At 39.2% G+C, this 24,050-nt stretch carries 23 protein-coding genes and 1 pseudogene; 14 read left to right on the forward strand and 10 right to left on the reverse strand.

The genetic code is table 11. From position 1 onward, the window contains the following. Positions 1 to 150 precede the first annotated feature (150 nt). Entirely contained in the window at positions 151 to 1,149 is a 999-nt protein-coding gene (cysK, locus tag KTI78_RS13305) for a cysteine synthase A (RefSeq protein WP_262446364.1), read from the forward strand. A gap of 56 nt (positions 1,150 to 1,205) precedes the next feature. Here the strand turns inward: cysK and KTI78_RS13310 are convergent, their stop codons facing one another. The 4 genes from KTI78_RS13310 to KTI78_RS13325 all read right to left on the reverse strand — a co-directional run bounded on the left by KTI78_RS13310 (position 1,206) and on the right by KTI78_RS13325 (position 3,406). After that, the gene (locus KTI78_RS13310; RefSeq protein WP_262446365.1) at positions 1,206 to 1,814 is read right to left on the reverse strand and encodes a lytic transglycosylase domain-containing protein; all 609 of its coding nucleotides are present in this window, start codon (positions 1,812 to 1,814) and stop codon (positions 1,206 to 1,208) included. A gap of 282 nt (positions 1,815 to 2,096) precedes the next feature. After that, positions 2,097 to 2,330, reverse strand: a complete 234-nt coding sequence (locus tag KTI78_RS13315; protein ID WP_262446366.1) for a DUF2798 domain-containing protein — start codon at positions 2,328 to 2,330, stop codon at positions 2,097 to 2,099. Between the two features lie 4 nt (positions 2,331 to 2,334). Beyond that, positions 2,335 to 2,901, reverse strand: a complete 567-nt coding sequence (locus KTI78_RS13320; protein ID WP_262446367.1) for a flavodoxin family protein — start codon at positions 2,899 to 2,901, stop codon at positions 2,335 to 2,337. 19 nt (positions 2,902 to 2,920) lie between these two features. After that, complete coding sequence (locus tag KTI78_RS13325) at positions 2,921 to 3,406, reverse strand: DUF2938 domain-containing protein (RefSeq protein WP_262446368.1); 486 nt, start codon at positions 3,404 to 3,406, stop codon at positions 2,921 to 2,923. A gap of 81 nt (positions 3,407 to 3,487) precedes the next feature. Here KTI78_RS13325 and KTI78_RS13330 point away from each other — a divergent pair, with 81 nt between their 5' ends. From KTI78_RS13330 to KTI78_RS13345, 4 genes are all read left to right on the forward strand, one after another. Then, the gene (locus KTI78_RS13330; protein ID WP_031999558.1) at positions 3,488 to 3,892 is read left to right on the forward strand and encodes a helix-turn-helix domain-containing protein; all 405 of its coding nucleotides are present in this window, start codon (positions 3,488 to 3,490) and stop codon (positions 3,890 to 3,892) included. A gap of 147 nt (positions 3,893 to 4,039) precedes the next feature. Beyond that, on the forward strand, positions 4,040 to 5,299 hold the full coding sequence (locus KTI78_RS13335; protein ID WP_262446369.1) for an esterase-like activity of phytase family protein: 1,260 nt from the start codon (positions 4,040 to 4,042) through the stop codon (positions 5,297 to 5,299). 213 nt (positions 5,300 to 5,512) lie between these two features. Further along, entirely contained in the window at positions 5,513 to 7,891 is a 2,379-nt protein-coding gene (locus KTI78_RS13340) for a YgiQ family radical SAM protein (RefSeq protein ID WP_224993584.1), read from the forward strand. 314 nt (positions 7,892 to 8,205) lie between these two features. Continuing rightward, positions 8,206 to 8,706, forward strand: a complete 501-nt coding sequence (locus KTI78_RS13345; protein WP_262446370.1) for a DUF2726 domain-containing protein — start codon at positions 8,206 to 8,208, stop codon at positions 8,704 to 8,706. Between the two features lie 141 nt (positions 8,707 to 8,847). On the opposite strand, the gene KTI78_RS13350 is transcribed toward KTI78_RS13345, so the two are convergent. Further along, a complete protein-coding gene (locus tag KTI78_RS13350) occupies positions 8,848 to 9,201 on the reverse strand; it encodes a RidA family protein (RefSeq protein ID WP_005065666.1) in 354 nt (117 codons plus the stop codon). A 194-nt stretch (positions 9,202 to 9,395) separates the two neighbouring features. On the opposite strand from KTI78_RS13350, the pseudogene KTI78_RS13355 reads away from it, so the two are divergent. Further along, positions 9,396 to 9,512 (forward strand): annotated as a pseudogene (locus tag KTI78_RS13355) (hypothetical protein). A 4-nt stretch (positions 9,513 to 9,516) separates the two neighbouring features. Here the strand turns inward: KTI78_RS13355 and dinB are convergent. The 4 genes from dinB to KTI78_RS13375 all read right to left on the reverse strand — a co-directional run bounded on the left by dinB (position 9,517) and on the right by KTI78_RS13375 (position 13,507). Beyond that, on the reverse strand, positions 9,517 to 10,572 hold the full coding sequence (gene dinB / locus KTI78_RS13360; RefSeq protein WP_262446371.1) for a DNA polymerase IV: 1,056 nt from the start codon (positions 10,570 to 10,572) through the stop codon (positions 9,517 to 9,519). A 1-nt stretch (position 10,573) separates the two neighbouring features. Continuing rightward, on the reverse strand, positions 10,574 to 11,332 hold the full coding sequence (locus KTI78_RS13365; protein ID WP_262446372.1) for a glycoside hydrolase family 25 protein: 759 nt from the start codon (positions 11,330 to 11,332) through the stop codon (positions 10,574 to 10,576). A 77-nt stretch (positions 11,333 to 11,409) separates the two neighbouring features. Beyond that, entirely contained in the window at positions 11,410 to 12,801 is a 1,392-nt protein-coding gene (gene mdtD, locus KTI78_RS13370; protein ID WP_262446373.1) for a multidrug transporter subunit MdtD, read from the reverse strand. Between the two features lie 82 nt (positions 12,802 to 12,883). Then, positions 12,884 to 13,507, reverse strand: coding sequence for a TIGR00730 family Rossman fold protein (locus KTI78_RS13375; RefSeq protein ID WP_016142476.1), 624 nt, complete (start codon positions 13,505 to 13,507; stop codon positions 12,884 to 12,886). A gap of 326 nt (positions 13,508 to 13,833) precedes the next feature. On the opposite strand from KTI78_RS13375, the gene KTI78_RS13380 reads away from it, so the two are divergent. The 6 genes from KTI78_RS13380 (at position 13,834) to KTI78_RS13405 (ending at position 22,406) form a co-directional block, all read left to right on the forward strand. After that, positions 13,834 to 15,426: a TerC family protein gene (locus KTI78_RS13380; protein WP_262446374.1), complete on the forward strand. Its 1,593-nt coding sequence runs from the start codon at positions 13,834 to 13,836 to the stop codon at positions 15,424 to 15,426. 71 nt (positions 15,427 to 15,497) lie between these two features. Then, positions 15,498 to 15,965, forward strand: coding sequence for a YchJ family protein (locus tag KTI78_RS13385; RefSeq protein ID WP_016142474.1), 468 nt, complete (start codon positions 15,498 to 15,500; stop codon positions 15,963 to 15,965). A gap of 45 nt (positions 15,966 to 16,010) precedes the next feature. After that, the gene (locus KTI78_RS13390; RefSeq protein WP_002121256.1) at positions 16,011 to 16,655 is read left to right on the forward strand and encodes a trimeric intracellular cation channel family protein; all 645 of its coding nucleotides are present in this window, start codon (positions 16,011 to 16,013) and stop codon (positions 16,653 to 16,655) included. An 82-nt stretch (positions 16,656 to 16,737) separates the two neighbouring features. Beyond that, on the forward strand, positions 16,738 to 18,057 hold the full coding sequence (locus tag KTI78_RS13395; protein ID WP_002121171.1) for an MFS transporter: 1,320 nt from the start codon (positions 16,738 to 16,740) through the stop codon (positions 18,055 to 18,057). A gap of 152 nt (positions 18,058 to 18,209) precedes the next feature. Further along, positions 18,210 to 20,429, forward strand: coding sequence for a DNA topoisomerase IV subunit A (gene parC, locus KTI78_RS13400; RefSeq protein WP_016142473.1), 2,220 nt, complete (start codon positions 18,210 to 18,212; stop codon positions 20,427 to 20,429). 297 nt (positions 20,430 to 20,726) lie between these two features. Further along, positions 20,727 to 22,406 (forward strand): long-chain-fatty-acid--CoA ligase, encoded by a 1,680-nt coding sequence (locus KTI78_RS13405; protein ID WP_016142472.1) that lies wholly within the window; start codon positions 20,727 to 20,729, stop codon positions 22,404 to 22,406. Positions 22,407 to 22,446: 40 nt separating this feature from the next. On the opposite strand, the gene KTI78_RS13410 is transcribed toward KTI78_RS13405, so the two are convergent. Continuing rightward, complete coding sequence (locus KTI78_RS13410) at positions 22,447 to 22,836, reverse strand: hypothetical protein (protein WP_016142471.1); 390 nt, start codon at positions 22,834 to 22,836, stop codon at positions 22,447 to 22,449. Between the two features lie 106 nt (positions 22,837 to 22,942). On the opposite strand from KTI78_RS13410, the gene KTI78_RS13415 reads away from it, so the two are divergent. Continuing rightward, on the forward strand, positions 22,943 to 23,341 hold the full coding sequence (locus tag KTI78_RS13415; RefSeq protein ID WP_016142470.1) for an MAPEG family protein: 399 nt from the start codon (positions 22,943 to 22,945) through the stop codon (positions 23,339 to 23,341). 127 nt (positions 23,342 to 23,468) lie between these two features. After that, on the forward strand, positions 23,469 to 23,993 hold the full coding sequence (ppa, locus tag KTI78_RS13420; RefSeq protein WP_002121243.1) for an inorganic diphosphatase: 525 nt from the start codon (positions 23,469 to 23,471) through the stop codon (positions 23,991 to 23,993). Positions 23,994 to 24,050: the final 57 nt, after the last annotated feature.

Raw genomic sequence — 24,050 nt, forward strand, 5'->3', positions numbered from 1 at the left:
TTACCCATGTGAGAGTAAGTCATCGCCAGCTCATTATTCTAAACACCCCCACAATTAGTGGGGGTGTTTTTTTATGCGCGGAATAATATATTCAATTCTTTATATGATTATAATGGAATAAATTCATATCAAATCTAATAAGGATATAACATGTCTACCGATCAGCAATTCCCAACACCCAATAATTTAGGTATCGCAGTTTATTCAAATAATGCAGAAGCTATTGGTAATACTCCTTTAGTTCGCATCAACCGATTAATTAAAACTAGCGCAACTGTATTAGCAAAAGTAGAAAGTCGTAATCCTGCCTTTTCTGTGAAATGTCGTATTGGAGCAGCACTTATTGCAGATGCAGAAAAACGTGATGTGTTAAAAAAAGGCATGCATATTGTTGAACCAACTAGCGGTAATACAGGGATTGCATTGGCTTTTGTTGCGGCAGCAAAGGGTTATCCAATTACTTTAACTATGCCAGCAAGCATGAGTCTTGAACGTAGAAAAGTATTAAAAGCTTTAGGTGCCAATTTAGTTTTAACTGAACCTGCGAAAGGGATGAAAGGTGCGGTTGATGAAGCTGTACGATTAGCAACTGAACAGCCCGATGTTTATTTCTTGCCACAACAATTTGAAAATCCAGCCAATCCACAAATTCATGTGGACACAACTGGTCCAGAAATTTGGCAAGCAACAGGTGGGCAAGTTGATATTTTAGTTGCTGGCGTAGGCACTGGCGGTACGATTACGGGTATTTCTCGTTATTTTGAACAAGTCCAAAATAAGCCATTATACTCAGTAGCTGTTGAACCTGCTGAGTCTCCAATTATTACTCAGACTAGAAATGGTGAGAACATTACTCCTGCACCTCATAAAATTCAGGGGATTGGTGCAAACTTTATTCCAAAAAACCTTGATTTAAATCTGGTTGATGAAGTCTTACCAGTGAGTAGTGAAGAAGCAATTCAGTGGGCGAGAAACTGTGCAACGCAGGAAGGTATTTTGGTAGGTATCTCAAGTGGAGCTGCCTTGGCTGCTGCTGCTAAAATTGCAGAGCGTCCTGAGAATGCTGGTAAAACAATAGTCGTTATTCTTCCTGATAGCGGGGAGCGTTATTTATCTTCTGTTTTATTTGAAGGTTTATTTGACGAATAAAATTAACTAGATAAAAAAAGCCCATTTATTAATGGGCTTTTTTATTTGATTTCAATTTATAAGGCACTTTTTAAATTTTTCTGATGCCGCTTCACAGATCGAGCATATTTTTTTGCTTTGTGACGTGTCCAGAAGCTTCGCTCATAACCAGTTGGTCCTACATTATAATAAGCTGTTGCCTTGAACCAACTATCAGCTGACTGATAATAGTGGTTTAAGATATAAGCACCACATTGGATATTAGTAGTTTCATCATATAAATTCCCTGTACAAGTTTGTTGCCAATAGCTCGGAATAATTTGAGTTAAACCGACTGCACCAGTAGGAGAGCGAGCATTACTATTGTAACTAGACTCTTGTCTAATCACTGCTGCAAGTAAAAGGGGGGGTACATTATATTGGTCAGCACTTTGAATAATCATGGGAGATAAACGATTGGCTGTGCTCGGCGGGACAGAATAAGCTTTTTGTAAGCCTGATGAGAGCTTATTAGAGCGCCAAGAAAAAGAGCCACTATTAGGTCCTAAGCTGGTGCACCCCGTCATTATTGTCATCAACGCAATAATAAAAAATTTGAGACTAAGGCGCTGTAATTGTGATGGTTCAAAATGATCTTGAGCTAAAGATGAGGTAAACAAAATACAAAACCAATAATCAAATTTCAAATGAAATGATGGTATTCAGCTGCACTTATTGGATCAATATAAGTTCTGTTGCTCCGCGCATCTAAAAAGTAAGATTTTTGTATTATTGAAATGAAAAAACCCCGACATCCTGTCGAGGTTTCTTCGTATTCAGCTTTATATGTAGTTAACTCCTGTCAACTACCGCTTCCTGCGTTCTTATTCTTCTTCAATGAGACATCCTGTCTCTCTATGTTTCATATATTATGAAAAAATACTAAAGATGAATATCCGCAAATCACCGCAAGCTTTGTACGTTTTAACTTACAGTCGGCTTTTTTCAACTTTCTTAAATACAATGTCGGCCAGTTTTTGAGCTAGAGGTGCACAAATCAATACACTTGGGAAAGCTAATATCCATGCAATAATCCAAGCTGATACCCATAATGAAACGAAGTGATGATTTAGTCCCACTATTTTAAAAGTTGAAATGCCTGAAATTATAAAAGACATCATTCCTGATAAAATTAAGAGGAATAAAAGTTTCTGTGCTTTCATAGTCTTATCTTCCTTGATAAGCATTTAAGGTCAATGCAAAATTTTCTCCAAATTGTTGAGCAGTTTTAATATCTCCTTCATCAAACCTATCGGCATTACTGCCATGTTCAGCTTGAACCATTAAGCCTGACCATGAACCGAGACGGTTAGCTGCTTTTGCATAAGCAACACCTTGATGTTGTTCTGGCAGAATTGGGTTGCCGACCCATAACATGCCGTGTTGCATGCAAAAGGTAAAAAGTGAAATTAGTGTCGATTGTTTATCACCTGCAGGAAGAGAGGAAACAGTAAACCCAGCTGCTAATTTTCCTTTAAAACTCTGTTTTTTCCATAAAGGGCCTGTTGCATCCATGAGTTGTTTTAACTTAGAAGATACACCCCCTAAATAAGTGGGAGATCCCCAAATTAATCCGTCATATTGGATAAGAATTCCTGGGCGCTCGATAAGATCCTCGGCATTGAGTAAATCTACTTTAATATTGTGATGGCTCAAGACGCCAATTTGAATTTGCTGAGCAATAAATTGAGTATGACCTTGGCGGCTATGGTAAATAATGGCAACAGTTTTCATGAGCAGTTTCCTCTTTTATTTAAATTTGAAATAGTTTTACAGTGAGATATAAGCCACAGCCAAAAACACTATGGTTCATTAAACTTTTTAGACAGTTCAAAAAAGGATGGGGTGTTTTTGATGAAGCAAAGCCATTACCCATGGCAGGTTGCATAATAAAAGAAGGAATGAGAACGGTGACCACACCAAACAGTAGAGCTGAGTAAAACTGAGGTTGAATCAGCCAAGTTGACCCAACAAAGAAAATAAAAATTAATGCGAAGATAATTCCAACACTGTAGTGTGCAATCCAGCCCAATAAATATTCACCCTTAATTTGAGGGCTTTGTGCAATAGTTTGATGGATGAGTTTCCCTTGAAATATCCAGCCGATCCAGCGTCCGAGAAAGGAAAAATTTAAGGTCGGAATTTTGAATATCTTTAATATTAACAGCCAGATATCCATAAAAATAGTTGCACCAACACCAAGAAATAAAGCTTGAAAGAATATTGTGGAGGTATTCATTTTTACACCTTGCTTTTATACGCCTAAAACGTGATAAATTTATTGTGCAAGTTCAAGTTCACTTGAAGTCAAGAGGTTGTTATGGATATTGGTGAAGTCGCTAAAAAAGCAAAAGTCACAACGGCCACGCTACGCTTTTATGAAGAGAAAGGATTAATTAAATCAATAGGGCGGCAGGGTTTACGGCGGCAATATGGCAAACAAGTACTTGATCAATTGGCACTCATTGCTTTAGGTCGTGCCGCAGGTTTTTCTTTAAATGAAATCGCCACAATGTTTGGACAAGATGGTAAACCAGAGCTCGATCGGCAAAAACTGAAAGATAAAGCTGAACAGTTAGAGCATATGGCAAAGCGACTGCATTTTATTAGTCAGGGATTACAACATGCGGCAGTATGTCCTGCTGAAAATCATATGGAATGTCCAACTTTCCAGAACTTTTTGAAAGCAGCAATTGCTGGAGAATATCAGCCAACGAAACTTTAATTATTTTTGATGAGGTCATTTAGTTTGTGTTGGTATTGAATAGTTGGGTTTGTCATATTTTCGCCATAAAGATTTCATCTTTTTGAAGTAAAAACTTCATATAAGCTTGATTAAATTTGCTTAATTTTTTACCAACTGTATAAAACTATGAGCAAAAAAACATTAGCGGCATTATTATGCTGCGCCAGTTTAGGATTGACGGCATGTAATGATGATAACGATCAAGAACAAACCACGCCTACTGAGAACGTTGCCGAACCAACCTTAATTTCTTTTGCCAAATCACCTGTAGAAACTTATTCTGCTGGCCCAGACTCTGGCGCATATGTAAAAGGTGCAAATGGAATTTATCCTCCATTTAAAGGTCAACCTGTACAGGGGTTTTCTGCTGCATTAAAAAATGAAGATGGCAGTTATATGGCAATGGCTGATAACGGTTTCGGAACTCAAGATAATTCAGCAGACTTTTTACTTCGTATTTATAAACTGAAGCCTGATTTCAAAACTAAAGCTAAAGGCACCGGTCAAGTGACTGTGCAAAACTTTATCCAGCTGCGTGATCCGAACAAATTAATTCCGTTTAATATCGTGAATGGTAATACAGCTGATCGATTATTAACGGGCGCTGATTTTGATCCAGAATCTATGCAACGTACTAATGATGGAACTTACTGGATTGGGGATGAGTTTGGGCCTTATTTACTTCATTTTTCAGCAGATGGCGTGTTATTAGATGCACCGATTGCTTTGCCAAATCCGTTAAACCCGACTCAAGAGCTACGTTCACCACAAAATCAGTTTAATAAAGCACAAATTAATTTTGTAGAACCTCTAGTTCAGCAAAGTGGTGGTTTTGAAGGAATGGCGATTTCGCCAGATGGGCAGTATCTTTATCCTCTTATAGAAAAGCCAATTAAATCAATTCGGGAAACGGAAAGACAATTGCTGATTTCGCAATTTGACCTGAAGAAAAAAGCGTATACAGGAAAATATTATTGGTTCCAGTTAGACAGCAAGGCAACTAATATTGGTGACTTCCAACTCTTTAATGATAAAGAAGGCATTATTATTGAGCGTGATGCGACTCAGAATAATTTAGGCGGATATAAAAAGTTAATTCGTATTAAATTAAATGAGTCAGGTCAGCTAGTAAGCCGTGAAGATTTAGTCGATTTAATTAAAATCGCTAACCCGAATTTGTTGTATAGCACAGCTAGAGCAGGGGATATTGGTACGGGACAGGTTTTTGCTTTTCCATTTGAGACGATTGAAGATGTGATCATTGAAAATGGCACAACGCTTACTGTTTTCAATGATAATAACTTCCCTGGGTCGACAGGGCGTAACGCAAAACTGGCTGATGATAATGAGATTATTCAGATTCGTTTGCCAAAAGCTTTGTTCTAAGCTTTACAAATAAAAAATTAAAAATGCGGCGGATTTTATTCTGCCGTATTTATTCCAAGAATAAAATATTGAGTAAACTTTAATCAAATTAATTTCTATATTATTGTTTTCGCATGTTTTATAAACAGGGAAAATGAATGAAATTCATGTTAAAATGATCGGCTTTCATCTTTAGATGTCTCTCCTCCATCTGCTAGCCGAGATTCGCAAGCTATGTCTACTGCCTACACCATGCAGACTGCGCCAAAAGCGCTGTTTGATTACGACAAATATTGGGCGTCGTGTTTTGAACCCGCACCATTTTTGCCGATGTCACGAGAAGAAATGGACCAACTCGGCTGGGATGCATGTGACTTTATTTTAGTCTGTGGCGATGCTTATATTGATCATCCATCGTTTGTATCGGGTGTGATTGGACGTGTACTTGAAGCACAAGGTTTCCGTGTCGGAATTATCGCGCAGCCAGACTGGACCAATGTTGAAAGCTTCCGCGTTTTAGGTAAGCCAACGATTGCTTGGGGTGTGACCGCAGGTAATATGGATTCGATGATTAACCGTTATACGGCAGATCGTAAAATCCGTTCTGATGATGCTTATTCTCCTAATAACGAACCGAACAAACGTCCTGACCGCGCAGCAACAGTTTATTGCCAACGTTGTCGTGAAGCCTTTCCAGACGTACCTGTATTATTAGGTGGTATTGAAGGTAGTTTACGTCGCATTGCGCACTACGATTATTGGTCGGATAAGGTTCGTCGTTCGATTTTGATGGACTCAAAAGCTGATTTGCTGATGTACGGTAATGGTGAGCGGGCCATTATTGATGTGATGCATCGTTTGGCCAAAGGTGAAAAAATCCACGAGATTACAGATGTTCGTGGTACAGCATTTATTATTAATAAACATAACAAAGCATCAAAAGCAAAGTTTGTTGAAGTTGCGAGTAATGATGTAGATACGGTTGGGCGTGTTGATCCAATTATTAACCCATATGTCATGACTGAAGATATTGATGGCTGTGAGGTTGAAAAAGAAAAGGGTAACTCTTTAGCTCAATATCAAAATTTCCAAAAAGAGATTGTTGCTAACCCGATTGTGCGTGAAGGCGATAAACTCGATGACGACACTCAAATCGTTCAATTAAAGCCAGCGCCATCAAAAGCGATTAAACACAAATTACCTCCACGAGAATTGGCGGTAATTCGTTTACCTTCTTTTGAAGAAGTAGCGAATGATCAAGTGCTTTACGCGCATGCAAACCGTATTTTGCACCTTGAAACCAACCCAGGTAATGCCCGCGCACTCGTTCAACGTCATGGTGAGCGTGATGTTTGGATTAACCCACCTCCAATTCCTCTAACGACTGAGGAAATGGACTATGTGTTTGATTTACCTTATGCACGCTTGCCACATCCTACTTATGGTGACGCTCGTTTCCCTGCATTTGATATGATCAAATTCTCGGTCAACATTATGCGTGGCTGTTTCGGTGGTTGTACATTCTGTTCAATTACAGAACATGAAGGGCGTATTATTCAAAACCGTTCGGAAGATTCGATTTTACGTGAGATTGAAAAAATCCGTGATACGGCACCAAACTTCACCGGCATTATCTCAGATTTAGGTGGCCCAACGGCAAACATGTACCGTTTGCATTGTAAAGATCCTGAAATTGAGAAGAACTGCCGTAAACCTTCTTGTGTATATCCGGGTGTTTGTCAAAACTTGCATACCGATCATGCCCCTTTAGTGCAGCTTTACCGTAAAGCACGTGCCATTAAAGGTGTGAAGAAGATTCTGATTGGTTCGGGTTTACGTTATGACCTTGCTGTACTCAACCCTGAATATGTCAAAGAGCTGGTACAACATCACGTTGGCGGTTATTTAAAAATTGCTCCAGAGCATACTGAACAAGGCCCGTTATCTAAGATGATGAAACCGGGTATTGGTACGTATGATCGTTTCAAACAAATGTTTGACCGTTTCAGTAAAGAAGCAGGAAAAGAGCAATATTTAATTCCTTACTTTATTGCAGCACATCCGGGTACTTCAGATTATGACATGATGCATCTTGCAATTTGGTTGAAAAAGAATGGCTTCCGTGCCGATCAGGTACAGACGTTCTATCCATCGCCAATGGCAACAGCAACGACCATGTATTATTCGGGCAAAAACCCGCTCGCTAAAGTAGCTCGTTATACTGAAAAAGTTGATATTGTAAAAGGTGAAAAGCGCCGTCGTTTGCATAAAGCATTCTTACGTTACCATGATCCAAATAACTGGCCATTACTTCGTGAAGCCTTAAAAGAAATGGGCCGTGCCGATTTAATTGGTAATTCGAAGCAGCATTTAATTCCAACTTATCAGCCAAAAGGCACAGAAGGGGAATACAAATCTGCACGTAAGAAAAATTCGACTACTGCAGGCGATTCAGTTAAACGAAATAACCAGCAAACGAATAATCATTCAAATCAGAAGCGTCCACAAAAGGGTCAGGTACTTACTCAGCATACAGGCTTACCTCCCCGTGAAACAGGCGAAAAGAGACCATTTGGTGGTAAAAGTAAACCAAAGTCGAAAGCTCGTGGATAATGATAAAACAGGCTCTTAAACAGAGCCTGTTTTGTTTTTAATGTGACGATTTAAATCGTATAATGAGATTTTTGAAGATTTAAAGTACAAAAAACGTAACGAATAATGATAAATACTAAAAATCTGACGAGCTGCACTTGATTGTTGAAGACTCTATGATTATAAATAATGTGAGGGTGGCTAAATTTAAGCCAAGCTTGATAACTACAAGTGAAATTACTAAGAGAACCTTTTAAAAAACGGCTGTGTCGTTATCAATTACAACAAAGTGTGATCTAGCAAAATCATTATAAAAAACCTAAAGGATTGGACCCATGTACTATTTAATCACGATCTTATTATTATTTCTGGCTGTTGTGATGGCCGTGAAAAGTCTTTCACGAAGGAATCAACACGATAGCGCTTTAAAGCGCCGTGCAGTCTTAACAAGTCATGAGCAAATGACCTTAACCCGACTACAAACAGTTCTACCCAAATTTACCGTGTTGGCCCATGTATCTTTTGATGCACTTTTAACTACAAAATATGCGCATACTCGCCGTAAATACCAAAATATGGCAGCTGATTTTGTTGTACTTGATCAAAATTATCAGGTAGTTGTAATCGTTGTTCTGGGGGAAAACGGTTTACGTCGAGCGCATCAACAATATGAACGTCGCCTATTACAATTGGCTGGTTATCGTGTGCTGCATTATAGCGATGTGCCTGATTATGATGATTTAAGAAGAGATTTATTAAGTCCTGAATCAGAGCTAGCAACTTTGCATGTAACGCCCCAGCTAGAAAGAATGTCAAATGCTTTTGTGAAGTCTTAAAAAATGAGTCACTATAGCAATTGATAGGAGAATTTATTAAAGAAGATCTTGGTAATATGCTGATATTAAAGATTTTAAAACCACTAAAAAAATGAGCAATATCAAAAAATATTGCTCATTTTTATTTAGATTTATATAAAACTATGGAAGTACCGCAACAACTGTCATTTCTACAAGTACATCTGGCGCATAGAGTTTTGATTCTACGCAAGTGCGTGCGGGTGGATGTCCTTCGCTAATCCATGCATCCCAAACGGCATTCATTGCTGCATAATCTTTTTCGATATCTTTTAGAAAAATCATGACAGAAAGAATATGAGTTTTATCAGTTCCTGCTTCTGCCAATAAACGATCAATATTGTCTAAAGTTTGTTGAGTCTGTCCTGTAACATCTGCGCTTGTATCGTCTGCGAGTTGTCCAGCTAAGTGAACCAAATTACCTGAAATCGCGACTTCGCAGTAGCGTGAAGTAACGTGTAAACGCTTTACCGTCATAAAAAATGCTCTAGAGTGACTTTATTTAATAGTTTTGATTTTATGAAGAGTTACTAGGTCGGTGCAAGCAAGTAAAAAGGAATTTCAGTAGATTATTGTGATGAGGGGATAGTTAAGCCATGTATCAGAAGAGCCCTGCAATATTCGGATTTGGTCGTCACGCCAATCACAGGACGATATGCCGAAAGTAAAGGTTGCTTTGGCATGTTGCAAATACATGGGTAATGAATATGCGTTGATTAGGTTACTCTAAAGTTTGGGTAAAAGGGAGCCTGTTTTGTTCAAAAGTTGTTCTTTTGGGTGAAAATTAATCAATTACCACAGGTTAAGCTGGAAGTCATCGGCTTGGGTCTGTAATTGATAAACCCCTATACCAATCAAGCGAAATTGGAAATGTTCAGGTATTTGCATTTCATTTAATAATAAAAATAAAACTTGGATTAAGTCCTGTAGCGACTGGATCGGTCTTTTAAAGCTTTTACTATGTTGTAATGTCTGAAAATTCTTAAGTTTAAGCTTAATATTTACACCACGTGCATTGAGTTGTTTTTTCTCTAGAGTTTGCCAGACTTTTTCAGCTAATCCCTGCCAATAGGGCTGGCATTGAGCCAAAGTAAAATCATTATCGAAGGTGGTCTCTTTGGAAATTTGTTGGCGAGCTCTTTCAGCTTGAACAGGCCTATGATCAATGCCTTGTGCATATAAATAAAGCTGTTGACCGTATTTGCCAAAATGATGAACTAAAACGGCTTCTTCAATTTTCTGTAAATCACCTAAAGTATGTAACTGAAGCTGTTGTAATTTTTCCTGAGTGACTTTACCCACCCCAGGAATCTTTTTTAGTGGGAGGTCTTGAATAAAAGTAGCAACTTGCGAAGGTTTAATTACACATAAACCATTCGGTTTGTTCCAGTCGGAAGCAATTTTTGCCAAAAATTTATTTGGTGCTACACCAGCCGATGCAGTAAGTCCCGTTAATCTAAAAATATCTTCCCGAATGTGCATAGCTACTTCAGTTGCACTTGCCATCTGTTTTAGGTTTTCAGTGACATCTAGATAAGCCTCATCTAAAGATAACGGTTCAATAAGCAGCGTATATTGCTGAAAGATCGAGTGAATTTGCGCGGAAACTGTACGGTATTTTTCAAAATTTGGCTCAATAATAACGACCTGAGGGCATAGTTTTCTTGCCTGAGTCATCGACATGGCTGAACGTAAACCAAATTCGCGGGCAGGATAGGATGCAGCAGCAATCACAGCTCGGGGATGATGAGATGAGATAACAACGGGTAGATGTCTTAATTCAGGACGTTCCCGTAATTCGACCGATGCATAAAAGGCATCCATATCGATATGAATGATTTTGCGCATATTATTGTGCTTTCACGATGCCTTGCTGCTGTAAAAATTGGTGCCATTCTTTGACTGAACCCTCATAAACATTTAAGTCTACTGGTTTTGTCATGCCTTCAATTTTACCCTGATTACTATGCTGCCAAAAGAGCCATTTTCTTTTGTCTTTCAACTCAGGTTTACCTTCGTAATCTCTGACCCAAAGCGGTGTATTGGGAAAATTACCTATTAATACAATGTGGTAAAAAGTTTTAGAAATATAAAAAATAGGCTGTTTGCCATAATGCTGTTTTAAGCGGTCATGCATGATGCCTATTTCTTTAAGTAATTGTTCTTTTGTATGCGCATTAATACAGTTGCCGTCATATTCCAGATCAATGACCGGAGGAAGAGCATCTAACTTTTTAGGTACAGTCGCAATAAAGTTATCTGCTTGTGTCTTTCCATCACGACACAGGCGATAAAAGTGGTAAGCCCCTACATGAAACCCATGTTCACGAGCTTTTAACCAGTTTTCTTGAAATTTTGGATCTTTATAATCCCCGCCTTCGGTCGCTTTTAAATAGACGAATTGGAACTTTTCAAGTGATATTTTTTTCCAGTTAATATCACCCTGATGGTGAGAAACGTCAAAGCCCTGAACTGCATAATCTTGTGCAACGGCTTTTTGTTGATAGAACAAACCAAAATAAGCCAAGACTCCCATAACACAAGCCAAGCCAATTCCAATTAAGGCATTGTGCCGTGCTGTGAAAAAGGGTTTAGCCAGTTTGGTCATGCAAAACTCATTAAAAATATGAAGTAAACATCATAGCGTGATTTATGAACGAGAAACTACGCTAAAAATACAACCGCTTAAACAGACGTATCCTTTGGAATTTGCCAGAAAATAAATGCAGTAATAACATTGATACAACCGAGACAAATGAGGGTGACATGAAACGCTGTTGTCACATGGTCTGTACCATAATAATGGGTAAAGATATTAATAAGGGTGCCTGCCAGCGCTACCCCAATACTCATTGAAAGCATCATAATCATCGACAAAAAACTATTACCGCTACTCGCATCTTGTTGAGGCAAATCTTTCAAGGTCAATGTGTTCATGCCAACAAATTGCAGGGAATTTAATGTGCCAAATAAGAAAAAGTGTAAGGCTCTAAACCAAGTTGGAGTGTCGACTGTCATGATGGCAAAAGAGGCAATACACAGCCCAACTAGTGTTGTGTTAATGAGTAAAAAACGTCGATAGCCAATTTTTTGAATAATAGGTCTGACAATTGGCTTTGAAAATAATGAACCCAAGACCAAGGGAATCATCATTAAACCTGCAATAAAGGGTTCAAAACCAAAAGCGACTTGTAGCATGAGTGGTAAAACAAAAGGAAGGGCATTACCACCAAAGCGTGCAAAGAAATTACCTAAAATACCAATCGCGTAAATCTTGTTTCTAAAGAGTCGGCTACGAAATAATGCATTTTGATGAGTATGTGAGTGATAGGCATACCAAAGTGTTGCGATTATGCCGACGACTAATAGCGAAATGCTGAACCATTTTGAATATTCAGGCGAGGCTAAATGTTCGATACCCAAAGACCAGCCAATCATGGCTACTACTAATAAAATGAAGCCGCCCAAATCAAAGTTTTTGACTGAGGGTTCTTTTACATTTGGCATGACTTTTAACGTCATTAATATACCTAGGATACCCATAGGAATATTAATCAGGAAAATCCAATGCCAAGTTGCAACTTCAACTAACCAACCGCCTAAGGTGGGGCCAGCCAAAGGCCCGAGTAAACCTGCAAGGCTCATTAGACTCATTGCAGCTAAAAATTGAGTTCGAGGAATAATTTTTAAAAGTGATAATCGGCCAACAGGAAGTAGCAAGGCTCCACCCACACCTTGGATGACGCGGAAAAATAAGAGTTCATTGAGACTCTGAGAAAGACCACATCCTAAAGATGCCAGAGTAAAAATTACAATTGCCGACAAGAAAATATTTCTGACACCAAAGCGGTCTGCTAACCATCCACTTAAAGGAATACAGGCAGCAACCGATAATACATAGGCCACCACTACGCTGTGCATGCGTAAAGGATCTTCATTGAGATGATGAGCCATTGCAGGAATAGCGGTATTTACAATCGTTGTGTCCAAGGCCTGCATAAAAAAGCCAATAGAAACCAAAAGAACGAGTAAGCGATATTCGGGTTGCAAGGCTTGGTGAGTGGGCGTGGCATTCATAACATTTAAAAATTAACGTTTTGATCTAGTGTAAAACAAAAAAAGCGGCAGAACCGCTTTTTTATAGAGTGTAGATAGACAACTAGACAACAAATCTTTTCGGCATTTTTAAATTTTTAATAACGTTATAAATTTGATCGACCTCTTCACATACAATTAATTTAGCTCGGTGCTGAAGGGGTAGAAAACCTTCTTGAACTGCATGGTCTAATTGGGCGATCAATGCATTATAAAAGCCATTTACGTTATATAAAATCATGGGCTTTTGATGTTGGTTGAGTTGGCCCCAAGTGGCTATTTCCAATATTTCTTCAAATGTTCCTAAACCACCTGGTAACGCAATAAATGCACTTGCACGTTCCGCCATCATGGCTTTACGTTCATGCATGGTTTCTACGACATGTAATTCAGTTAGTCCTGCATGTGCGACTTCATAATCAAGCATAAATTCAGGGATCACCCCGACAGCTTCTCCGCCGTTTGCGAGAACACTATCTGCGACTTGTCCCATTAAACCGATACTGGCACCGCCATAGACTAAACCAAAGCCTTGTTCAGCAATTCCATGAGCAAGTTCAATTGCTTTTTCTCGGTAGATTGGGTTATTTCCTGCACGTGAACCACAATATAATGCAATAAGAGGTTGTTTTGTTTTTACAGCTGTTATTGGTAAATCATTTACTGCCATTGTTAATACGCTATTCATTGCTTTATTTTCACCTTATCACGTTCACATTTCTTGTCTACACTAAGCAAAAGATATGACAACTTTATAAGCAGATTTATAAGAAAGATTCATGTTTTGTATGGGTTTGGTGAATGCTGGTTATGTACAAATAAAAATGATGAATTTATGTTAAATCTTGCCTATACTAAAAAATCGTTTAACAACATATGAACAAATATGGGTAGTGGTTGTAGTCGCTCCGTTTTAATTTCTTGTCCTAAAAAAACATTTTCCGCACTTTGTGTAGGCGCGCCTGTTGTGTTGCCAAATAAAGATAAAATTCAAACAACACAGGAGCAGGATCAATGATCTTTGAATGGATGTCTGATCCCTCTGCTTGGGTAGGCTTAGCGACCTTAATTGTTCTTGAAATTGTATTGGGGATCGATAACCTCGTTTTTATCGCTATTTTGGCTGAGAAATTGCCGCCGGAGCAACGAGCTAAAGCGCGTATAGTCGGTTTAGTGCTCGCCTTGGGAATGCGTCTTATACTCTTAGCCTCGATCGCTTGGGTTGTGACACTAACTGAACCACTTTTCCATATTTTTGATCATCCTTTCTCTGGTCGTGATCTGATTTTGTTATTCGGTGGTGTGTTCTTACTCTTTAAGGGCACCATGGAATTGCATGAACGAATGGAAGGAAAACAGCTTCATAAAGAAGATAATCCTGTTCATGCTGCGTTCTGGATGGTCATTGTTCAGATTGTCGTACTTGATGCGGTATTCTCACTAGACAGTGTGATTACAGCTGTAGGTATGGTGAAAGAGCTGTCAATCATGATGGTTGCGGTTGTAATTGCTGTCGGAATCATGTTGTGGGCATCTAAGCCACTCATGGACTTTGTCAATAAACATCCAACAGTTGTTATTCTGTGTCTTGGCTTCTTGATGATGATCGGTTTCTCTCTGGTCGTGGAAGGGTTTGGTTTCCATATTCCGAAGGGCTACTTATATGCTGCAATTGGTTTCTCGGTTTTGGTGGAAATTATCAATCAAAGCATGCGCCGCAATCAGGAAAAGATGGTTACAACCACAGATTTACGTTATCGCACAGCTTCTGCAGTTTTACGTATGTTAGGCAATAAAAATAGCGGTTCTAGTTCAGATGCCCAATCAGCTGATAAAGAAGATGTACTGGCTACACAAGCGTTTGCAGATGAAGTTTTTGACGAAGAAAACGGCGCTTATCACAGTGTGCTTGTACAAGGCGTACTTGGCTTATCAGAGCGTCCAGTAAAGTCTGTTATGACTCCACGTCCTGAATTAGAGTGGATTGACTTAGACGATGAACCTGAAGTTTTAAAAGAACGTTTAATGTCAATGACTCACTCTCGTTTGATCGTTGCACGTGGTGAGCTTGATAATATTGAAGGTATTGCGCTTACGCATAAAGTTTTAAATAACTTTATTGAAACAGGTGTGATTGATTTCCAAAAGCATTTACGTGAACCTGTGATTGTGCATGAAAATGCTCAAGTACTTATGGTTATGGAACAATTACGTCAAGCTCCTTTACAAATGGCCATCGTATTAAATGAATATGGTTCTATCGAAGGTATCGCAACGCCAATTGATATCTTAGAAGCAATTGCGGGTGAATTCCCGGATGAAGATGAATTAGATGCTGCTGCCGAAAGTTTGGCAGATGGTTCATTAATGCTTGAAGGTTCAACTGACATTCGTCACGTATCACTTTTATTAGGTCGTGATCTCGTTGATGAAAGCGAGCAGTATTCAACTTTATCGGGTTACTTGTTATTCCATTTAGGTCGTTTACCAGAAAATGGTGAAGCTGTTGAGGCAGACGGTTACCGCTTTGAAGTGATTACCATGGAAGGTCATAAAATCGAGAAAGTTCATATTGTTTCTATTGAGCAAGATGAACCAAAAGATTAAATAACGTTTTAAGTCTAGAAACATCATAAAATAGCTCAACTTTGAGCTATTTTTTATTTGAGAAGTACCAAATGACTCAACAAAATTGTCCATGTGGAAAAGGCAGCTATATAGAATGCTGTGAGCCTTTACATTTAGGTGCAGCAAAAGCACTAACAGCAGAGCAGCTTATGCGTTCACGTTATAGCGCTTTTGCATTACAGCAAATCGATTATATTGTGCAAACCACTGCTTTAGGTCAGCAAACAGCTCTTGATAAAGAGGCGATTGCTGAGTGGAGTAAACAAAATCAGTGGTTGGGTTTAGAGGTGGTTAACACCAACGAAAAATTAGATAAAACCCATGCACAGGTTGAGTTCAAGGCTCATTATCATGATGGACAAAAAGCCCAAATTCATCATGAGGTTTCACATTTTGTATTTCATCAGCAACAATGGTTTTTCCTTGATCCAACGGTCGATATGCATGTCACGATGAAGCAACCTTGTATATGCGGTTCTGGAAAAAAATTTAAGCAATGCTGTGCACAATACCTATAACTTTATCTTAAAATACGCCCACTGTTTGGCCTGAGGGAAAGGGCGATGTTACTCACCGTTATTTATATTATTGCGATTACTGCGGAAGCGATGACAGGCGCATTGTCTGCTGGGCGACGGAGTATGGACTGGTTCGGTGTCGTACTGATTGCCTGTGTAACTGCTTTAGGTGGTGGTTCGGTACGTGATGTATTGCTTGGTCACTATCCTTTAACTTGGGTGAAACATCCTGAATACTTGGTTCTGACTTGCTGTGCTGCCTTTGTCACAATCATTATTGCCAAATGGATGCGTCATTTACATAACATCTTTTTGGTACTCGACGCTTTAGGCCTAATTGGGTTTACCATTATTGGTTGTCAGATTGCCCTACAAATGGGGCACGGTTTTGTCGTATCGGCAGTAGCAGGGGTGTTAACTGGAGTATCTGGCGGTATTTTACGTGATATTTTATGTAACGATGTCCCATTCGTTTTCCGCCGCGAACTCTATGCGAGTATCTCTTTTGTGGCAGTCATCTGTTACTGGGTTTGTCAGGACTTAGGATTAAGTTTAGAGTTAACTGTCATTTCAACCCTAATTTTCGGCTTTACCTTGCGTCTGATTGCAATTTATTTCGGTTTAGAAATGCCTAAATTTATTTATAAAGATGATGATGCAGAATCGGCTTCTTCAACCGACGAACATTAATCATGCAGAATTCGATGTGAGCATGCTATAACAATAAAATATATTGTCTTGCTCACTTATTTTTTCCAGTAGAGTTTTTCCTATGGATCTGGTTTCACGTATACAAAATCTTCCAATTGGCAAATTCCACTACACACTATTGTGGGTGGTTGGGTTAGGTTGGATGTTTGATGCGATGGACACAGGGATCATTGCTTTTATCATGACAACGCTTGTTAAAGACTGGGCATTAACACCAGCCGAAAGCGGTTGGATTGTGAGTATCGGTTTTGTAGGAATGGCTATTGGAGCTGTTTGCTCGGGAGCTTTAGCAGACCGCTTTGGCCGAAAGACAATATTTGCAGTGACCATGGCGATCTATAGCATCGCAACTGCCTTATGTGCTTTTGCACCAGATCTAAAGTGGTTATTAATTTTCCGTTTTATTGTTGGTCTTGGACTTGGTGGACAGTTACCCGTTGCAGTGACATTGGTGAGTGAATATATCCCTGCACATGTTCGTGGCCGTTTTATTGTACTACTCGAAAGTTTTTGGGGTTTAGGCTGGTTAGTTGCCGCACTCATTTCTTATTTTATTATTCCTAAATTTGGTTGGCATATTGCCTTTCTTATGGGCGGCCTTCCACTGATTTATATTTTAGTGATTTGGAAAAAACTCCCTGAATCGATACCGTACCTGATTAACCGTGGACGTGTTGAAGAAGCACACGCATTAGTTCAAAAATTAGAAGCTCAAGCAGGTGTACAAATTGTTCACCATATTGAAGTTGTGCCTGTTGCCATGCGACAAAAAGTCTCTTTTAAACAACTTTGGAGTGGTCAATTTGCTCGCCGTAGTTTAATGCTCTGGCTCATCTGGTTTGGAATTGTGTATTCCTACTATGGCATCTTTACGTGGCTACCAAGTTTATTGGTGAAACAGGGCTATGACATCGTTAAATCTTTTGAATATGTTTTGTTGATGATTTTGGCGCAGCTACCTGGCTATTTAGCAGCGGCATGGTTTGTAGAGCGATTGGGTAGAAAAATTACACTTGCTGCATTTATCGGATTTTGTGCGTTGTCTGCATATTTCTTTGGACAAGCCGATAGTGTAAATAGCATTATGTTTTGGGGCTGTCTCATGTCCTTCTTTAATTTGGGTGCATGGGGTGTGTTATATACCTATACACCAGAGCAATATCCGGCCAACATTCGCGCTTTTGGTTCGGGCTGGGCATCTGCAATGGGCCGTCTGGGCGGAATTTTGGCGCCGATCGTCGTCACTCATATGATGGTTTCCAAAAATGGCTTTAGTCATGTTTTTATGATGTTCACTATTGTTTTACTCTTGGTTGCAGCTGTAATTTTAATATTAGGTGAAGAAACTCAAGGTAAAAGACTAGAGTCGATCGGTCTCTAGTTTTGCCTAACTTTATAGCAAGTAACTAAAAATATAGAGAGATGAGACATAATTTGACGCTCAGGTGACAGAGTCCCTCTTGTGTCTGTAACATAGCCCACTTAGCATAAGACTCACTTAAAATAACGACTGATTTGGAAGATAAGCTGACTATGACCAGCCTTGCGCATCAAGCGACAGAAAACCGCTCTGTAGCCGAATTTACTGAACAGGCTTACCTGAATTATGCCATGTACGTCATCATGGACCGTGCATTGCCACATATCAGTGATGGCTTAAAACCTGTACAGCGCCGTATTGTCTATGCCATGAGCGAGTTGGGCTTAAAAAGCAGTGGTAAGCCAAAAAAATCGGCCCGTACTGTGGGTGACGTACTCGGTAAATACCATCCACATGGCGACTCGGCATGTTATGAAGCTATGGTGTTAATGGCTCAGCCATTTAGTTATCGCTATCCTTTAATTGAAGGTCAAGGGAACTGGGGCTCACCAGATGACCCTAAATCGTTTGCTGCGATGCGTTACACCGAGGCAAAACTTTCTGCCTACAGTGAGTTATTACTAAGTGAGTTAGGACAAGGCACGAGTGAATGGCAAGATAACTTTGATGGTTCTTTAAAAGAGCCGATTACGTTGCCGGCACGAGTTCCTAATATTCTGCTTAATGGTACAACTGGTATTGCGGTTGGTATGGCGACCGATATTCCGCCACATAATTTGCGTGAAGTGATTAAAGGAACAATTGCTTTAATTCGTAATCCGCAAACATCAGATGAAAAATTGGCTGAATATATTCCAGCGCCAGATTTACCAACCAAAGCTGAAATTATTACGCCGCCAGAAGAATTACTCAAAATCCAGACGACTGGACGTGGTAGTTACCGCATGCGAGCGGTTTATACCATCGAAAAAAATGAAATCGTGATTACCGAATTGCCGTATCAAGTATCGGGTTCTAAGGTGATCACTCAAATTGCCGACCAAATGCAGGCCAAAAAACTGCCATTAGTCGTTGATATTCGTGACGAGTCGGATCATGAAAATCCAACACGACTCGTGATTGTACTGCGTTCTAACCGTATTGATGCAGAAGCGGTGATGAGCCACTTATTTGCGACTACCGATTTAGAATCGAGCTACCGTGTTAATTTAAACATGATTGGTGAGGATGGCCGTCCTCAAGTTAAATCGATTCGTCGTATCTTGCTTGAATGGATTGAGATCCGTAAAAAAACGGTAACTCGCCGCTTAGAATATCATTTAAACCGAATTGAAAAGCGCCTGCATATCTTGGCAGGTCTTTTAATTGCTTATCTTGATATTGATACAGTCATTCGTATTATTCGTGAAGAAGATCAGCCTAAACCTGTATTGATGGAACATTTCAAAATTGATGAGATACAAGCAGAAGCAATTTTAGAACTCAAGTTGCGTCATTTGGCAAAACTTGAAGAGATGGAAATCCGTCATGAACAAGATGAGCTTGCTGCAAAAGCTGCCATTATCCGTGAACAATTAGAAAATCCAGAATCTTTAAAGAGTCTGATTATTGGTGAATTAAAAGAAGACGCGAAAAAGTTTGGTGATGAACGCCGTTCTCCAATTGTCGCGCGTGCTGAAGCTGTTCAAATTAGAGAACAGGATTTAATGCCAGCTGAAGCAGTAACAGTGGTTTTATCCGAAGCGGGATGGATTCGTGCTGCAAAAGGTGCGGATGTTGATGCAGAGAATTTAAACTATCGCGCTGGCGACCAATATTTAAGTCATGCGGTAGGTAAAACCAACCAACGAATTTATTTCCTTGATGAGACGGGGCGTAGTTATGCCTTACCTATTAGTAGCTTGCCATCAGCAAGGGGATTAGGTGAGCCACTCAGTTCGAAATTGGCACCTGCAAGTGGAGTCGCGTTTATTCAGGTCTACTTAGATGATGAAGACTCAGAACTTATTGCTGCTAGCTCATCAGGTTATGGTTTTAAAACTCAAGTTAAACAGCTAGATACTAATGCCAAGGCCGGAAAAAGCTTCTTGTCGGTACCTGAAAAATCAAAAGCTCTACCATTAATCTCTGCCCAAAATATGACACATTTGGCTGTACTCAGCTCAGCAGGTCGACTCCTGATTATTGATTTGTCAGAACTGCCAAATTTAAATAAGGGTAAAGGTAATAAGTTGATACAACTTGAAGCGAAAGAGCAGATTTTATCCATGACAACCTTGAACTTAGATGAAATAATTCAGGTGGTTGCAGGTCAACAACATCTAAAATTAAAAGGTGATGATCTACAAAAATACATGGGTAAACGAGCTTCAAAAGGTCATCTCTTACCACGTGGATATCAAAAAGCAAATAAACTGTTGATTCAGAGATAAAGCTAGCGTCGGGCAACATAAATACGCTATATATGGCAACATGTTCAAGCAATGAACTGAACTTGTTGGTATTGGATAACGATTAAAAGGACAGCAATTTGGAGTACGTAATTTGTACTCCATGCAAAAAATTTGACAGGGTCAAATTGTCAAAACTTCTGTCTCATAATCTTGTTCGAAAGTGTCATGAATGTGCCAATAAGTTTTAAATATGTTCTGGCACCAAGAAGCTAAAGAATAGCTGGGGCATTGAATAACAGTTATTACTAAGGATTACGAATCGGAGATAATGGCATTATGGAAAAGATTTGGTTTGCAGAATACCAAAAAACAGGGATTCCAGAAACAGTAGCATTGCCTGCGGAAAATACTTCTCTTGTTGATATTTTTGAGAGTAATTTCCAAAAATTTGGTTCTCGTGATGCCTTTATCTTCATGGATAAGGCAATGTCATTTAACGAGTTAGAACTTGCAAGCCGTAAGTTCGCGACCTATTTGCAAAATTTGGGGTTAGCAAAGGGAACTCGTGTGGCAGTAATGATGCCGAACGTATTGCAATATCCTGTAGTTGCATTAGCTGTGTTACGTGCAGGTTTAGTGCTGGTGAATGTAAACCCGCTTTATACTGCACGTGAGCTTGAGCATCAATTAAATGACTCGGGTGCAGAAGTACTCGTGATTATTGAAAACTTTGCCAGTGTTTACCAAAGTATTTTAGGTAAAACTCCTGTGAAGCATGTTGTAGTTGCGACAGTAGGGGATATGCTTGGTACACTTAAAGGCACATTGGTAAATTTTGTATTACGTAAAGTACGTAAGCAAATTCCTGCTTGGAATATTCCTGGGCACGTTAAATTTAATACAGCATTAAATAAAGAAAGTCCGAGTAATTATAAGCGCCCGAACTTAACTTTAAGCGATACTGCCGTACTTCAATATACAGGTGGTACAACGGGTGTTTCAAAGGGTGCTGAGCTGACTCACCGCAATTTGGTTGCCAACCTTTTACAGTGTGATGGTATTTTCCAAAGTAAATTTGGTGCAAATGATGGGGCTAAAGGCGACCGTATTGTTTGTGCATTACCGCTTTATCATATTTTTGCGTTCATGGTTTGCGCAATGTACGGTATGTATAAAGGTCAAGCAAATATCTTGATTCCGAACCCACGTGATTTACCTGCTGTAATTAATGAATTACGTAAATATCAGCCATCATTCTTCCCAGCAGTAAATACATTATTTAATGCGTTAGTGAATAATGAAGAATTTAAACAGCTTGACCATAGCAATTTAAAAATGGCGATGGGCGGTGGTATGGCAGTATTACCTTCTACGGCAGAAGCTTGGAAGAAAATTACAGGCACAACCATTATTGAAGGTTATGGCTTATCTGAGACTTCTCCGGTAGCGACTGCAAATCCTCCTGCATCTACTGAATTTAGCGGCACAATTGGTATTCCATTACCTTTAACAGAAGTTGCTATTTTAGATGACGACGGTAAAGAAGTTGCTTTAGGTGAGCAAGGTGAAATCTCAATTCGCGGTCCTCAAGTCATGAAAGGCTATTGGAACCGTCCTGATGAGACAGCTAAAGTCATGACAGCGGACGGTTTCTTCCGTACGGGCGATATCGGTGTGATGGACAGCCGTGGTTATACAAAAATTGTAGACCGTAAAAAAGATATGATTTTGGTTTCTGGCTTTAACGTTTATCCAAGCGAAATCGAAGAAGTGATTGCTAAACATCCAAAAGTATTGGAAGTTGCTGCAATTGGTGTTCCAGATGAAAAATCAGGTGAAGTGCCGAAACTCTTTATCGTGAAAAAAGATCAAAGCTTAACGACTGAAGAAATTTTGAACTTTGCTAAAGAGAACTTAACAGGTTATAAACGCCCTCGTTATGTTGAGTTTATGGATGAGTTACCTAAATCAAACGTAGGTAAAATCTTACGTAAAGACTTACGTAAACCAGCTTAAAAAGTTAGTGAAAAAGCGCCTTAGGGCGCTTTTTTTGTTTTTATATTTTGTGACTTTTCATAAACCAGCGGTCTATGTAGGGACGGCCAATTCCTACCATTCCAACAAAAACAAGCATTGTGCCAAGTTGTAAGCGTAGATGAGTCAAATCAAGTTGACCATAACTTAAATAATTATCAACAAGGCAATATAGAGCAATCACAATTAACCAATGCCATAAAGGAAGCCGTTTAATACCGACCGCAATAAAGGTAATTGTTAAAATGACAAAGGTGCCTAGTGTCGATTGCCAATTCAAATTTGCACAAATCACACTCAATAAAAAAGCGACAATCGGAAGTACGATTTTTAATACACGATCTACCTGAAGTTGATTCTGTTTTTGCTTATCTAAGACTTCAAACAATTCTTTTTGATCAGGTTGTTGCATATATGGCCCTATTAATCAGTGATGACAAGTGATTGCATAAAATTTCAGGTAAAAACGCAATGTTATGATAGCATGATCAACAGTATTTTCAGTGATGGATGGCACTATGCAGGGCATCAGCGGCATTATCTATATTATTTTAGTGGCATGTTTGCTGCCATACGCATTTACCGTAATTGCAAAGTTTACGGGCGGTTTTCAGCCTAGTGACAATCAAAACCCGAGAGCCTTTCTTGCGAAAACAACAGGTCTTGCTGCTCGCGCTAATGCCGTACAACAAAATAGTTTTGAAAGCCTACCATTATTCTTAACAGCTATTTTAATGGCTGAATATATGGTTGTTCCGGAATATTTCATTCTAAGGTTAGGTTGGGCTTATATTATTTTAAGAGTTATTTATGGCATCTGCTATTTAAGTAACTGGGCAACTTTACGTTCGATTGTCTGGTTCTTATCTATATTGTGTCCAATCTTTTTATTAGTGGTCACGATAAAACTGACTTGAGTGTCATTCTGTCACCATTCATATCAACTTTCGCGTGTGCCCATTGTATAATCGGCATCATTTTGATGATATCCACGCTATAATCGAGTGGATTTTACATCTGACTTCATAACGAAAGAGTATTGATATGAGTTACAGCAATATCCCAGCAGGTAAAGATGCACCAAATGACATCTATGTCATCATTGAAATTCCTGCAAATGCAGCACCAATTAAATATGAAATCGACAAAGATTCTGATGCATTGTTTGTAGACCGTTTTATGGGTACAGCAATGTTTTACCCAGCGAACTATGGTTATGTTCCAAATACTTTGTCTGAAGATGGCGACCCGTTAGACGTACTTGTTGTAACTCCACATCCTGTTGCTGCTGGTTCTGTAATTCGTTGCCGTCCAGTGGGTAAATTAAACATGGAAGATGACGGTGGTATTGATGCGAAATTAATCGCTGTTCCACACGAAAAATTATCTCCACTTTACAAAGACGTGAAAGAATATACAGATCTTCCTCCGTTATTGATTAGCCAAGTTGAGCATTTCTTCAGTCACTATAAAGATTTAGAACCTGGTAAATGGGTAAAAATCAGTGGTTGGGAAGGTGCTGATGTTGCTAAAGCAGAAGTATTAAAAGCAATTGAAGCTGCTAAATAAGCTTTAATTTATAAGCTCAGAATTTCTCAGTTGATATTCTGAGCTTGATAAAAAACC

Source organism: Acinetobacter sp. WU_MDCI_Abxe161 (genome assembly GCF_025514355.1).
In the GTDB taxonomy this organism is placed as follows: domain Bacteria; phylum Pseudomonadota; class Gammaproteobacteria; order Pseudomonadales; family Moraxellaceae; genus Acinetobacter; species Acinetobacter pittii_E.

What these genes read in the sequence shown, in the direction of transcription:
- cysK (WP_262446364.1), top strand. Translation starts at nt 151, where the DNA reads ATGTCTACCGATCAGCAATTCCCAACACCCAATAATTTAGGTATCGCA.
- KTI78_RS13315 (WP_262446366.1), bottom strand. Translation starts at nt 2,330, where the DNA reads ATGAAAGCACAGAAACTTTTATTCCTCTTAATTTTATCAGGAATGATG.
- KTI78_RS13320 (WP_262446367.1), bottom strand. Translation starts at nt 2,901, where the DNA reads ATGAAAACTGTTGCCATTATTTACCATAGCCGCCAAGGTCATACTCAA.
- KTI78_RS13325 (WP_262446368.1), bottom strand. Translation starts at nt 3,406, where the DNA reads ATGAATACCTCCACAATATTCTTTCAAGCTTTATTTCTTGGTGTTGGT.
- KTI78_RS13330 (WP_031999558.1), top strand. Translation starts at nt 3,488, where the DNA reads ATGGATATTGGTGAAGTCGCTAAAAAAGCAAAAGTCACAACGGCCACG.
- KTI78_RS13335 (WP_262446369.1), top strand. Translation starts at nt 4,040, where the DNA reads ATGAGCAAAAAAACATTAGCGGCATTATTATGCTGCGCCAGTTTAGGA.
- KTI78_RS13340 (WP_224993584.1), top strand. Translation starts at nt 5,513, where the DNA reads ATGTCTACTGCCTACACCATGCAGACTGCGCCAAAAGCGCTGTTTGAT.
- KTI78_RS13345 (WP_262446370.1), top strand. Translation starts at nt 8,206, where the DNA reads ATGTACTATTTAATCACGATCTTATTATTATTTCTGGCTGTTGTGATG.
- KTI78_RS13350 (WP_005065666.1), bottom strand. Translation starts at nt 9,201, where the DNA reads ATGACGGTAAAGCGTTTACACGTTACTTCACGCTACTGCGAAGTCGCG.
- dinB (WP_262446371.1), bottom strand. Translation starts at nt 10,572, where the DNA reads ATGCGCAAAATCATTCATATCGATATGGATGCCTTTTATGCATCGGTC.
- KTI78_RS13365 (WP_262446372.1), bottom strand. Translation starts at nt 11,332, where the DNA reads ATGACCAAACTGGCTAAACCCTTTTTCACAGCACGGCACAATGCCTTA.
- mdtD (WP_262446373.1), bottom strand. Translation starts at nt 12,801, where the DNA reads ATGAATGCCACGCCCACTCACCAAGCCTTGCAACCCGAATATCGCTTA.
- KTI78_RS13375 (WP_016142476.1), bottom strand. Translation starts at nt 13,507, where the DNA reads ATGAATAGCGTATTAACAATGGCAGTAAATGATTTACCAATAACAGCT.
- KTI78_RS13380 (WP_262446374.1), top strand. Translation starts at nt 13,834, where the DNA reads ATGATCTTTGAATGGATGTCTGATCCCTCTGCTTGGGTAGGCTTAGCG.
- KTI78_RS13385 (WP_016142474.1), top strand. Translation starts at nt 15,498, where the DNA reads ATGACTCAACAAAATTGTCCATGTGGAAAAGGCAGCTATATAGAATGC.
- KTI78_RS13390 (WP_002121256.1), top strand. Translation starts at nt 16,011, where the DNA reads ATGTTACTCACCGTTATTTATATTATTGCGATTACTGCGGAAGCGATG.
- KTI78_RS13395 (WP_002121171.1), top strand. Translation starts at nt 16,738, where the DNA reads ATGGATCTGGTTTCACGTATACAAAATCTTCCAATTGGCAAATTCCAC.
- parC (WP_016142473.1), top strand. Translation starts at nt 18,210, where the DNA reads ATGACCAGCCTTGCGCATCAAGCGACAGAAAACCGCTCTGTAGCCGAA.
- KTI78_RS13405 (WP_016142472.1), top strand. Translation starts at nt 20,727, where the DNA reads ATGGAAAAGATTTGGTTTGCAGAATACCAAAAAACAGGGATTCCAGAA.
- KTI78_RS13410 (WP_016142471.1), bottom strand. Translation starts at nt 22,836, where the DNA reads ATGCAACAACCTGATCAAAAAGAATTGTTTGAAGTCTTAGATAAGCAA.
- KTI78_RS13415 (WP_016142470.1), top strand. Translation starts at nt 22,943, where the DNA reads ATGCAGGGCATCAGCGGCATTATCTATATTATTTTAGTGGCATGTTTG.
- ppa (WP_002121243.1), top strand. Translation starts at nt 23,469, where the DNA reads ATGAGTTACAGCAATATCCCAGCAGGTAAAGATGCACCAAATGACATC.